At 59.6% G+C, this 11274-nt stretch carries 13 protein-coding genes and 1 tRNA gene; 3 read left to right on the plus strand and 11 right to left on the minus strand.

The features are described from left to right. The 5 genes from L0H65_RS07170 to L0H65_RS07190 all read right to left on the minus strand — a co-directional run. Positions 1 to 696 (minus strand): PCRF domain-containing protein (locus L0H65_RS07170; protein ID WP_301458153.1); only part of this gene is annotated, 696 nt, incomplete at its 3' end. Positions 697 to 809: 113 nt separating this feature from the next. Beyond that, entirely contained in the window at positions 810 to 1226 is a 417-nt protein-coding gene (locus L0H65_RS07175; RefSeq protein ID WP_301458154.1) for a DUF1499 domain-containing protein, read from the minus strand. Continuing rightward, positions 1223 to 2188, minus strand: coding sequence for an agmatinase (gene speB / locus L0H65_RS07180; protein WP_301458155.1), 966 nt, complete (start codon positions 2186 to 2188; stop codon positions 1223 to 1225). The genes L0H65_RS07175 and speB overlap by 4 nt, the downstream gene beginning before the upstream one ends. A 60-nt stretch (positions 2189 to 2248) precedes the next feature. After that, positions 2249 to 2632: a VOC family protein gene (locus L0H65_RS07185; RefSeq protein ID WP_301458156.1), complete on the minus strand. Its 384-nt coding sequence runs from the start codon at positions 2630 to 2632 to the stop codon at positions 2249 to 2251. A 52-nt stretch (positions 2633 to 2684) separates the two neighbouring features. Continuing rightward, positions 2685 to 3848, minus strand: coding sequence for a M20 aminoacylase family protein (locus L0H65_RS07190; protein WP_301458157.1), 1164 nt, complete (start codon positions 3846 to 3848; stop codon positions 2685 to 2687). 126 nt (positions 3849 to 3974) lie between these two features. On the opposite strand from L0H65_RS07190, the gene mazG reads away from it, so the two are divergent. The 3 genes from mazG (at position 3975) to L0H65_RS07205 (ending at position 6957) form a co-directional block, all read left to right on the plus strand. Further along, on the plus strand, positions 3975 to 4790 hold the full coding sequence (gene mazG, locus L0H65_RS07195) for a nucleoside triphosphate pyrophosphohydrolase (RefSeq protein WP_301458163.1): 816 nt from the start codon (positions 3975 to 3977) through the stop codon (positions 4788 to 4790). A gap of 115 nt (positions 4791 to 4905) precedes the next feature. Further along, on the plus strand, positions 4906 to 5913 hold the full coding sequence (locus tag L0H65_RS07200) for a Fe(3+) ABC transporter substrate-binding protein (RefSeq protein WP_301458158.1): 1008 nt from the start codon (positions 4906 to 4908) through the stop codon (positions 5911 to 5913). Positions 5914 to 6015: 102 nt separating this feature from the next. After that, on the plus strand, positions 6016 to 6957 hold the full coding sequence (locus tag L0H65_RS07205; protein ID WP_301458159.1) for a nucleoside hydrolase: 942 nt from the start codon (positions 6016 to 6018) through the stop codon (positions 6955 to 6957). Between the two features lie 11 nt (positions 6958 to 6968). Here the strand turns inward: L0H65_RS07205 and tdh are convergent, their stop codons facing one another. The 6 genes from tdh to pdxH all read right to left on the minus strand — a co-directional run bounded on the left by tdh (position 6969) and on the right by pdxH (position 11214). After that, positions 6969 to 7994 (minus strand): L-threonine 3-dehydrogenase, encoded by a 1026-nt coding sequence (tdh, locus tag L0H65_RS07210; protein ID WP_301458164.1) that lies wholly within the window; start codon positions 7992 to 7994, stop codon positions 6969 to 6971. Between the two features lie 11 nt (positions 7995 to 8005). After that, complete coding sequence (locus L0H65_RS07215; RefSeq protein WP_301458160.1) at positions 8006 to 9187, minus strand: glycine C-acetyltransferase; 1182 nt, start codon at positions 9185 to 9187, stop codon at positions 8006 to 8008. 100 nt (positions 9188 to 9287) lie between these two features. After that, a tRNA-Pro gene (locus L0H65_RS07220) sits at positions 9288 to 9364 on the minus strand. Between the two features lie 75 nt (positions 9365 to 9439). After that, positions 9440 to 9916, minus strand: a complete 477-nt coding sequence (locus L0H65_RS07225; protein ID WP_301458161.1) for a DUF192 domain-containing protein — start codon at positions 9914 to 9916, stop codon at positions 9440 to 9442. Continuing rightward, entirely contained in the window at positions 9913 to 10449 is a 537-nt protein-coding gene (locus tag L0H65_RS07230) for a cold-shock protein (protein WP_301458162.1), read from the minus strand. Before L0H65_RS07230 ends, L0H65_RS07225 begins: the two co-directional genes overlap by 4 nt. 162 nt (positions 10450 to 10611) lie before the next feature. After that, positions 10612 to 11214 carry a pyridoxamine 5'-phosphate oxidase gene (gene pdxH / locus L0H65_RS07235; RefSeq protein ID WP_301458165.1) on the minus strand — a complete coding sequence of 201 codons (603 nt, stop codon included), beginning with the start codon at positions 11212 to 11214 and terminating at the stop codon, positions 10612 to 10614. Between the last annotated feature and the right edge of the window lie 60 nt (positions 11215 to 11274).

An 11274-nucleotide genomic window follows, 5' to 3' on the forward strand; every position in this document is an offset into this window, starting at 1 on the left:
GTTGACGTGCTGACCACCCGCCCCCGAAGCGCGCATGGTGTCGATGCGGATATCGGAGGCCGGAATGTCGATATCAACATCCTCCGCTTCGGGGAGCACCGCGACCGTGGCCGCAGAGGTATGCACCCGCCCGCCGCTTTCGGTTTCCGGCACGCGCTGAACCCGGTGCACACCGGATTCGTATTTCATCCGGGCGAATACTCCCGCGCCCTGTACATGGGCGGTCAGTTCACGGATGCCGCCAAGGTCACTTTCCTGCATTTCAAGGATTTCAAACACCCAACCATGATTTTCGGCATAGCGGCGGTACATATTGAGCAGGTTTCCCGCGAACAGCGCGGCTTCCTCACCGCCGGTTCCCGGTCTGATCTCCAGAATCGCGGGGCGGGCATCGGCGGCGTCTTTCGGCAAAAGCGCCAGTTGTAACGCCTGTTCCATCTGTTCGATCCGAACGTGGAGTGCGGGGAGTTCATCTTCGGCAAGCCCGCGCATTTCTGGGTCAGCCAGCATCAACTGCGTCTCGGCCAGGTCATCCAGAACTTGGCGGTAAGCTGCGATTTCGCTGACGACAGGTTTGAGATCACCGTATTCGCGGCCAAGACTGGCGATTTCCGCGGGGGTCGCCCCGGCAGACAGCTTCGCTTCGAGAAACTCAAAGCGTTGGGTGATCTGGGCGAGGGTATCGAGTGGCACCATGGGCGCGGTTTGTCCTACGGCGGGAGTTTGGTCAAGGGCCAAGCGGGGGGCGCTGCCCCCCCTGCGCCTTGCGGCGCATTCACCCCTGGGATATTTTTGAACAGATGATGGGGTTAGAGTTTGGATTGCCAGTCCCGCAGGCGCGCGGCGTTGACGCCCATGTCAAATTTACCAAAGCGCAGCCGGGAGAGAATGAACAGGCCTTTCCCCATATCTTCGGCCGTGGTGTAATCGGGAAAGCCCCAGAAAGCGGAGCGGGTAATCCAGGTAATGCGCCCATCAGTCACGCTGCCTGCAAGCCGTGTGGTGCGTGGGGTGGCCATAACGATGGCATCCAGTTGATCAAGGCGGGCGTGCGGCGCCCACAAACTGGCGCTCCCTGCTATGGCGAAGATCTGATCCGGTGGGCCGAACGCATTTGGAGAGATATTCCAGCGCGCAGGGTCAGAAGGCGCAAACCGGACATAGGCCGCAAAGCCAAGGACAACGACCAGCAACACGCTGACAAATTGTGTGATGCGGGTTTTCATTTGCGGTGATGCGCCCAGTGGTAAAGGCAAATCAACTCATACCCGACATGGGCGCCGGCGATGGCAGTGGCCCCGGTGCTGTCGTAAGCGGGCGACACCTCCACCACATCGCCGCCGACCATGTTGATGCCTGCAAGATCGCGCAGGCAGGCCGCCGCTTGCCATGTTTGCAAGCCGCCCCAAACCGGGGTTCCGGTGCCGGGGGCGGCGGAGGGATCAAGGCAATCAATATCGAAGGTGATATAGGTCGGGTTCTGACCGACGATTTCCTTCGCCCGCGCCACGGCGTAAGCGGTGCCTTTTTCATGCACCGTGCGGGCGTCGATATATTCGACGCCGAGGTAATCGTCGCAATGGGTGCGGATACCGATCTGGACCGAAGTTTTCGGGTCGATGATGCCGGATTTCACCGCTTTGTAAAAGAAGGTGCCGTGGTCGATGCGGTCCATGTCATCATCGGCCCAAAGGTCGGAATGGGCGTCAAAATGGATGACCGACATCGGGCCGAATTTCTCGGCATAGGCGCGCAGGATCGGCAGGGTGATGAAATGATCGCCGCCCAAGGTCACGGTTCCTGGCCCGGCAGCAAGGATCTTGCGGATGTGATCAGTGACAAGCCCCGGAAAGCTGGGCGTATGGGCATAATCAAACGCGACATCGCCGTAGTCGATGATCGCCATATCCTCCAGCGGGTTGGTGGGCCAGCCATAGGGCGGATCGAACGGTTGTAACGTGCTCGCCTCGCGGATCGCGCGCGGGCCGAAGCGGGTGCCGGGCCGATGGGTCACGGCTTGATCAAAGGGAACGCCGGTGATGGCGAGATCAACGCCGGAAAGGTCTTTGGTATAGGTGCGGCGCAGAAACGACGTAGCCCCGGCGAAGGCGTTCTCAAAGGCAAGACCGCGTTGCCTCTTGCGGGTGAAGGCGGTGTCAACTTGGTTTTTTGCGTCTTCGAGTGCCATGTTTTTCCTTCAATCCTTAGTCGACGATGGCGCGCAGAGAACGCCGCAGTTTTCGGACTGTCAAGCCGTCAGCGCCCCACCGGGCTGGCCAAAAGCCCGGCTTGAAACCGAGATCGAATTCCCCGACGGGTCTTTCGCATTGGCAAAAACGTAGCCGCGAGCTGAATGAAGCGGGCCGAACACCACCCCGAATTCCGCCGCCTGACGGCAAAACCCCGCAACATCCGCAACATCGAAAACCAGTTTGAGCAACACCTGCCCAGATTTTTGCCCTTTTGCGGCGGGATGCAACAGCAAAGTCAGGCCTTGCGCGGCGGGCCGCAGTTCCAAAATCCCGTCCCCCTCCTGCAACACCGAGGAATATCCGAAAAGGCGGCAGTAAAAATCCGCCGTTTCGGGGATGTTGTGGGAGTAGAGGATGATGCGTCCGAGAACCGGGGTCATGTTGACCTTTCGTTGCAACCCCGGCTGTCAAACCGGGGCATGACGGCACAGGCTACGGCAAGGGCTGCGCGCGTTCGACCAGTTTGGCGAAGAAACTGGCACCGATCGGGGCGGCATCGTCGTTGAAATTATAGGCCGGATGGTGCAGGCCCGCGCCGTCGCCGATGCCCATGAACAGATAGGCGCCCGGCCGCGCCTCCAGCATATAGCTGAAATCCTCCGACCCCATTTCGCGCGGGGCGTTGGCATCGACGGCTGCGGTCCCGGAAATCTCGGCCGCAACTTCGGCGGCGAACGCGGCTTCATCGGGGTGGTTGATGGTGGCGGGATAGCCCCAGTCGTAAACCACCTCTGCTGTCACGCCGTAAGCGGCAGCATGGCCTGCGACAATCTCATGCAGCCGGCGTTTCAACAGGGCGCGCACCTCCGGATCAAAACAGCGGATCGTGGCGCAGAACCAACCGCTTTCGGGGATGATGTTGCTGGCCGAACCCGTATGAATTTGCGTGACCGAAATCACAGCCGGATGCAGGGCATAGACATTGCGCGGGATGATGGTCTGGATCGCCTGCACCATGCCGACAATCGCCACCACCGGATCAATACATTCATGCGGCGTCGCGCCATGGCCGCCCTGCCCCGTCACCGTCACCGTGGCGGTATCGACCGAGGCCATCAGCGGCCCCGGTGTGGTTGCGAAATGGCCCAGCTCTACACCGGGCGCGTTATGGATGCCGTAGACCTGCGCGATGTTGAAACGGTCCATCACGCCTTCCTTGACCATCACCTCACCACCGCCTCCGTCCTCTTCGGCAGGTTGGAACAACAGCGCCACTTTGCCGGCAAAGCGCCGGGTTTCCGTCAGGTATTTCGCCGCCCCGAGCAGCATCGTGACATGGCCGTCATGGCCGCAGGCATGCATCCGCCCCGGCACGCTGGAGGCGTATTCCACGCCCGTCGCCTCTGTGATCGGCAGAGCATCCATATCGGCGCGCAACCCGATCACCGGTCCATCGCCCTTGCCGTTGATGATGGCGACAATGCCGCTTTCGGCGATGCCTTCATGAATCTCATCCACGCCGAATTCGCGCAACCGGTCCGCGATGAACGCGGCCGTCTGGTGACAGTCAAAGCGCAATTCGGGGTGCTGGTGCAGGTGGCGGCGCCAGACCTTCATCTCATCGGCATAACCGGCAATGGTATTCACGACGGGCATCGTCTACTCCTGTCAATGGCATGATCGCCCATACACAACCTGAAAACGGACCCCGACGCAATGGCTGCCAACCGCCCGCTTCCCCCCGCGCAAAGCGATGCGCTGATATCTGACCCCGAGGGCGGCATGCCGCGCCTGTTGGAGATCATGGCGCGGTTGCGTGACCCGACGGGCGGCTGCCCTTGGGACCTGGAGCAGGATTTCGCCTCCATCGCGCCCTATACGATTGAGGAAGCCTATGAGGTTGCAGATGCGATTGCGCGGCGGGACTGGCCGGAATTGAAGGGCGAGTTGGGCGATTTGCTGTTTCAATCGGTCTATCACGCGCAACTGGCTGATGATGCGGGGCTGTTCGATTTCGAAGATGTGGTGGCGGCGATTTCTGACAAGATGATTTCGCGGCATCCGCATGTGTTTGGCGGCGAAAGTAACGCGAAATCAAGCACGCAGCAAACGGTGGATTGGGAGCGGATCAAAGCGGCGGAGCGTTCGGGCAGACGGGAGGCCCGTGTGCTGGACGGTGTGGCGCTTGGACTGCCTGCGCTGACCCGTGCGGTCAAGTTGCAAAAGCGTGCCGCAAGGGTGGGGTTTGACTGGCCGTCTACCGATCAGGTGCTTGACAAGATCATTGAGGAATCGCGCGAATTGGTTGAGGCGCGCGACAGTCTGACTGAGGCCGAGCAAGTGGAGGAGTTTGGCGATCTGTTGTTCGTCATGGCCAATCTGGCCCGGCATCTCGGGATTGACCCGGAAACCGCCTTGCGCGGTGCCAATTCGAAATTCAGCCGTCGGTTTGGCCGGATAGAGGATTGGCTGACAGAGGCGGGGAAAACCCCCGATCAAAGCGATCTGGCGGAAATGGACGCGCTTTGGGACCGGGCCAAGGCGGAGGAGAAAGCGCTCAAGGCCAATTTGGTGCGCGGGGCGACCGGTGACGGATAGGTATTTTTGCCAAGATGAAATCAGCGGTATTTTTCTGGCACCTGACGTTCGTCATTGACCTAAGTAAAAGAGTCAGGTTTAAGAGGCGAAACTTTTCTGACTAAAGAGGTCAACAATGTATCTGCGTCTGTCCACTGCCGCTTTGGCACTCCTCGGCTCCGCGATCTGCACGATGGCCGATGAGGTGAATGTCTATTCCTATCGCCAACCCGAGCTGATCCAGCCATTGGCCGATGGTTTTACCGCCGATACCGGCATTGCGGTGAATATCGCTTTTGTCGACAAAGGCATGGCGGAACGGCTGATTGCCGAAGGCAAGCGCAGCCCCGCCGATCTGGTGATGACTGTTGATATTTCGCGGCTGATGGAACTGGTGGACGCGGGCGTGACGCAACCGGTGGAGTCTGCCGTGCTCAAAGAAAATATCCCGGCCAATCTGCGCGCCAGCGATGACGAATGGTTCGGCCTGACATCGCGCGCGCGCATCGTTTACGCGTCCAAAGAGCGGGTCAAGGATGGGGAGGTCACGACCTATGAGGATTTGGCGGATCCGAAGTGGAAAGGGCGCATTTGCTCTCGCTCCGGCACGCATCCTTATAACGTCGCCCTTTTGGGGGCGATGATCGCCCATCATGGCGAGGCAGAGGCGAAGACCTGGGCTGAAGGGTTGAAGGCCAACCTCGCCCGCAAACCTGCCGGGTCTGATCGCGATCAGGTCAAGGCGATCTGGGCCGGAGAATGTGATATCGCCATCGGCAACACCTATTACATGGGCCAGATGGTCAACGACCCCGAGCAAAAGGAATGGGCCGATTCGGTGCGGATCGTGTTCCCGGTGTTTGAGGGCGACGGAACCCATATGAACGTCTCTGGCGTGGCGATGACCAAAGCTGCGCCCAACAAGGACGCCGCGTTGAAATTCATGGAATGGCTGTCGGAGGATCACGCGCAAAAGATCTATGCCGAGACCAATTACGAATTTCCGGTGAAGCTCGGGGTTCCGCGCTCTGCTCTGGTTGAAAGCTGGGGCGCGTTCACGCCCGACAGTCTGAACCTGACCGATGTTGCAAAGGAGCGGCCCGCCGCTTTGCGCATCATGGAAGAGGTGAATTTCGACGGCTGACGTTGCCGGCCTGAAACCGGGGCGGATTTGCCCCGGTTTTAGCCGATGGACAAGGCGTGTGGTTTCGGGTTTTCTTGCCCTTCCAAGCAGAAGGACGCAGCCATGGCCCCGCGCAAGATCATCATCGACACCGACCCCGGCCAGGATGATGCCGTGGCGATCCTTCTGGCGCTGGCCAGCCCCGAAGACATCGAGGTTCTGGGGATCACGGCAGTTGCGGGCAACGTGCCGCTGGCGCTGACGCAAAAGAATGCGCGCATCATCTGCGAATTGGCGGGCAAGCCGGAAACCAGGGTCTTTGCCGGTTGCGATGCGCCGTTGAAACGCAAATTGGTCACGGCAGAGCATGTGCACGGCAAAACCGGGCTCGATGGCCCGCAACTGCCCGCGCCGGTGATGCCGCTTTCCCCCGGCCATGCGGTTGATTTCATTATTGAGACGTTGCGCAACCATCCATCCGGCAGCGTCACGCTTTGCCCGATCGGCCCGCTGACAAATATCGCCACCGCGATGCAACGGGCGCCCGATATCATCCCCAGAATCGCGGAGATCGTGTTGATGGGTGGCGCTTATTTTGAGGTGGGCAATATCACACCCACGGCGGAATTCAACATTTACGTCGACCCGGAAGCTGCTGATATTGTGTTCAGATCTGGGGCCGCGATCACCGTAATGCCGCTTGATGTGACGCATAAGGTGTTGACCACCCGACCCCGCATCCAGGCTTTTCGTGATATGGGCACCCGCACCGGAACCATGGTTGCCGAATGGACGGATTTCTTTGAGCGATTCGATATTGCCAAATACGGCTCCGAAGGTGCGCCCTTGCATGATCCTTGCGTGATTGCCTGGTTGATCGCGCCAGACCTGTTTTCTGGCCGCAAGGTCAATGTGGAAATCGAAACCCAATCCGAACTGACGCTGGGAATGACGGTTGCCGATTGGTGGGGTGTCACCGACCGCGCGGCAAACGCCCTGTTCATCAATGAGGTTGATGCGGACGGCTTCTTTGCCTTGCTGACGGAGCGGATCGGTCGCCTTTGAGGTCGCGCTGATCAGCGCCAGTCCAGCACCACTTTCCCCGACAGCCCAGAGCGCATGGCGGCGAAGCCTGCCTCGAATTCATCGACCTTGAAGCGATGGGTGATGACGCGGCGCACGTCCAAGCCGTTTTCCAGCATCGCGATCATCTTGTACCAGGTCTCGAATATCTCGCGCCCGTAGACGCCTTTGATGGTGATCGCCTTGAACACGATCCGGCTCCAGTCCACCGGGGATTTGCCGGGCGGAATCCCGAGCATCGCGATGCGCCCGCCCATGGTCATCGCCTCGATTATCTGGTCAAGTGCGGCCTGATTTCCCGACATTTCCATACCAACATCAAAGCCTTGCTTCATTTTCAGATCGCCGATCACGGATTTCAGATCGGTCTGGGTGACATTCACCGGCACGACATCGGCGACTTCGGCCGCCAGATCCAGCCGCGCCTGATTGACATCGGTAATCACCACATGGCGCGCGCCGACATGCCGCGCCACCGCTGCCGCCATGATCCCGATCGGGCCCGCACCGGTGATCAGCACGTCCTCGCCAATCAGATCAAACGACAGCGCGGTATGCACCGCATTGCCCAGCGGGTCCAGAATCGCACCGATCTCGTCATCAATCGCATCCGGTAGCGGCACGACATTGAACGCAGGCAAGCGCAAATACTCGGCAAATGCGCCTTGTTCATTGACGCCGATTCCGCGCGTCGCCGGGTCAAGATGGAACTTTCCGGCCCGGCTTTGACGGCTCAACTTTCCGATCAGATGTCCTTCGCCGGAACAGCGTTGCCCAAGGGCGAGCCCTTCGACATTGCGGCCGAGTTCCACAATTTCTCCGGCAAACTCATGCCCCGTCACCAAGGGAACCGGCACCGTTTTCGCGGCCCATTCATCCCAATTCCAGATATGGATATCGGTGCCGCAAATCCCGGTCTTGTTGATGCGGATCAACACGTCATCCGGGCCAATCTCCGGCACCGGGCGATGCTCCATCCATAAGCCTTGTTCCGGCTTTGCCTTGACCAAGGCTTTCATTTCATTGCGCATTACAGCACCCCCACAGATTTTCCGGCCGCACGAAACGCCTCCAGCCCGAAATCGAGATCATCGCGGGTCAGTGCCGCGTTCATCTGGGTTCTGATCCGCGCACCACCCTTTGGCACCACCGGAAAGAAGAATCCTGCGACATGCACGCCGCGCCCGCCCAATTCCTGCGCCATCGCTTGCGCCAGCCGTGCCTCGCCCAGCATCACCGGAATGATCGGGTGCTCCCCCGGCAGCAGGTCAAACCCGGCATCGGCAAGCCCCGTGCGCCAATACCCGGCGTTGTCAAACAGCCGCGCCCGCAAATCATCCGCCGCCTCAACCAGATCCAGTGCGGCCAATCCGGCGGCAACAATCGCAGGCGGTAAGGCGTTGGAAAAGAGATAAGGCCGCGCGCGTTGGCGTAACAGGTCAATCACCGGCTGCGGCCCGGCGATATAGCCGCCCATAGCCCCGCCAAGCGCCTTGCCCAGCGTTCCGGTCAGAATATCCGCCTTCACCCCGAAATGCGCCGGCATACCGCGCCCTTGCGGCCCCATGAAGCCGGTCGCATGGCAATCATCCACCATCAACAACGCGCCGTAATGGTCTGCCAATACTCGGATTTCCGGCAATTTCGCCAAATATCCATCCATCGAGAACACGCCATCGGTTGCAATCATGATGAACCGCGCGCCGTCGGCTTTCGCGGCCCTTAACTGCACTTCCAGATCCGCCATATCCGAATTTGCGTAGCGATAGCGCCGCGCCTTGCACAAGCGAATCCCGTCGATGATCGACGCATGGTTGAGACTGTCCGAGATCACCGCATCCTCGGCGCCCAAAAGCGGCTCGAACAAGCCGCCATTGGCATCGAAACAGGCCGCGAACAGGATCGAATCCTGCGTCTCCAGAAACCCGGCCAGCCGCGACTCCAATGCCCGGTGCAGATCTTGTGTGCCGCAGATGAAGCGTACCGAGGCCATGCCATAGCCCTGCCCGTCCAAGGCTTGATGCGCGGCGGCGATCAGATCAGGGTGATCCGCCAACCCAAGGTAATTATTGGCACAAAGGTTGAGCATCTGCCGCCCGCCCATCATCACCCGCGCGCCTTGGGGGCCGGAAATCAACCGTTCCCGCTTGGTCAGACCCTCGGCCTCGATCCCATTCAGAACATCGCGCACATGCTGCAAAAACTCTGCCATATCAGCCCCCTGTCATGTAACGCGAAGATGTCACAAATTGAGCTGGCTGTCACGATCTGCGGGGACGGAATTCGGGCGCTGGAACCCGATGTCACTGAAATGGTCGGGGCGAGAAGATTCGAACTTCCGACCTACGGTACCCAAAACCGTCGCGCTACCAGGCTGCGCTACGCCCCGACGAGCCTTGCCGATCCCGAAGGTTCGCAACTGCTTCGCCCGCTTCCTACAGAAAGCCCCGCGCCATGAAAAGCCCTATTGCGCCTGACAAGGCCAGGAAGCGGTCGATTGTGCAAAACCGGGGTGGCGCAGCAGCGTTCCCGGCACGATCCCCAGCTTTTTCGCCAAGCCACCATTGATTTCCAGCACCGCGAGTACACCTTGCCCGCCATCTATCCCGGTTTCATCATGCGGAATCGCATTGGCGTGAACTTCAGTCACCCGCCCGGTCCCATCGGCAAAAATCATATCCAGCGGAATCAGTGTGTTTTTCATCCAGAACACCGCATGTTGCGGGCGCTCATAATAAAACAGCATCCCGGCGGATTTCGACATTTCTTCGCGAAACATCAGCCCCTTGGCGCGTTCCCCCGCGTCATCCGCGACTTCGACGGAGAAATGGACACTGCCCCCCGCCGCAAGCCGCAAATCGACCGCATCGGCACGACATTGCGCCGAAACCGCCGCGCCCCCGGCCAGAACAAAGCCAATTGCGACGAGAAGCGGATTCACTTCTGCGCCCTCACCGCTGCGTCCCATGCGAGAACCTGCGCCGCCATCCGGCCGCGTTTGCCGTCGATGATCCGCAGGCAAACCGCTTCTCCGGCAGCGAGGTCGGCAAAACCGGACATGCGCAGCACTTCAATGTGGATAAAAACATCCTCATTGCGACCAAAGACATTGGCGAAACCAAAGCCCTTGCCCTTGTCGAACCATTTCACCCGCACCGGTTCCAACGGGCAGGCGGCGATATCGGCGGCGCTGAAGCTGCTGCTTTCGCCCGCCAACAGAAACCCGCTGCCTTCGGGTGGCGTTATCGACACCACCTCGACCGCTTGAACCCCACGCTGGGTCTTTTGCACCTTCACGGTGATTTCTGCACCATCCGCAACGGTGCTTTGGCCAAAATTCCGCAACACATTCGCATGCAGCAGAATATCTGCCCCTGCCGTTTCGGACAGGATGAAGCCAAAACCCTTGACCGGATCGAACCATTTTACAGTGCCGTGCAACTCAGACACGGCATCATTTTCGTCTTCTTCCATCACAAGGCCTTTTCCCCAGATTAAGCCCCAAATGAATGTTCTGTGGGAACTCCGGCGCGGGTACAAGCCCAAATCCTTGCACAGATGCACAATTCACCTTGCGTCAGCGCACATTTCGAGCGCACAATCGCATCCCTCGGTGTCTCGGCAATAATACATCCTTTACGGATTCAAACGCGCAATATTCCAATCAACTGAATCACTTCCACGCGACCAACGAAACCGGTCATGCAACCGGAAGGCACCATCCGCCCAGAACTCGATCTCTGTCGGAATGATTCTCACCCCACCCCAGAACGGCGGCCGCTTCGGATTGGTTCCATGTTTCGCCGTCACTTTCGCGACTTCCGCCATCAACGCCGCGCGCGAGGTCAAAGGCTGCGACTGTTGCGACGCCCAGGCCCCAAGCCGACTTTTGAGCGAGCGAGACGCGTAATAGGCATCCGCCGCCGCCCCGTCCTCGCGCTGCGTCACCCCACGCACCCTGACCTGACGGCGCAGGGTTTTCCAATGCATCACGAAGGCCGCTTTTCCACTCGCCTCGATCTCCTGGCCTTTGCGACTGGTGTAATTGGTGTAGAACACGAAACCCGCAGGCTCGATATCTTTCAGCAGAACCATGCGCACATTCGGCATCCCGCCTGCATCCACTGTCGCAAGCGCAACCGCGTTCGCGTCGTTGGGTTCGACCGCTTCGGCTTCGGTCAGCCAGCGGCGAGCAATGGCAAACGGGTAGGCCCCGGCAAAAAACCCATCGACTTCCATCTTCTGCAGGAATTTTATGCACCCTTCCCGTAAGCCTAAACCCATATGCGCCAAGTCCAA

The organism is Pseudorhodobacter sp., from assembly GCF_030452865.1.
In the GTDB taxonomy this organism is placed as follows: Bacteria; Pseudomonadota; Alphaproteobacteria; order Rhodobacterales; family Rhodobacteraceae; genus Pseudorhodobacter.